This is a genomic window from Thalassobacterium maritimum (assembly GCF_031127805.1).
Classification (GTDB): domain Bacteria; phylum Verrucomicrobiota; class Verrucomicrobiia; order Opitutales; family Coraliomargaritaceae; genus Thalassobacterium; species Thalassobacterium maritimum.
Genome location: NZ_JARXHW010000217.1, coordinates 1 through 562 on the forward strand (window position 1 = coordinate 1; position 562 = coordinate 562).

General features: G+C 53.9%; 1 pseudogene. It reads left to right on the top strand.

Features of this window, described 5'->3' with window-relative positions:
- Positions 1-164: 164 nt before the first annotated feature.
- Positions 165-562, top strand: a pseudogene (locus tag QEH52_RS20100) (reverse transcriptase domain-containing protein); the annotation flags it as partial.

Sequence of the window (562 nt, forward strand, 5' to 3'; positions counted from 1 at the left end):
GCGACAGCAATGTCGCAGGTCTTACCCTCTGAGGAGTCAGCCGAGGGCATAGTAATCTTGTCGGAACCCGTGAGTAGTCCGCGCCCAATGGGCGTAAGACGAAGAGTGCGGCACGAGAAGTCGAAGGCCCGAACCAAAGAAGAGGAAGCAACCGGAGGTGATCTATGAGTAATTATGCGACATACTTCGAGGAGAACCGACTCCCTCAACAAAGCCTACTGGAGCAAATCCTTGATCAGGGCAATATGGAGCAGGCGTGGGCACGCGTGCGATCGAACAAAGGAGCGGCGGGGATCGACGGCATGTCGGTTACTGACTTTCCTGCGTTTTCGCAAGTGCACATGTTACGCATCATCGACCAGATTAGGGAGGGGCGCTATGTGCCTGCTCCAGTGAAAAGAGTCTGGATACCAAAGCCAGACGGGACGAAACGCCCCTTGGGCATTCCGACCGTCTTGGATCGTGTTATCCAGCAAGCCATTGCTCAAGTGCTCAGTCCACTCTTCGATGTGGATTTTAGCGAAAGTAGCTTTGGCTTCAGATATGGACGTCAAGCTCATGC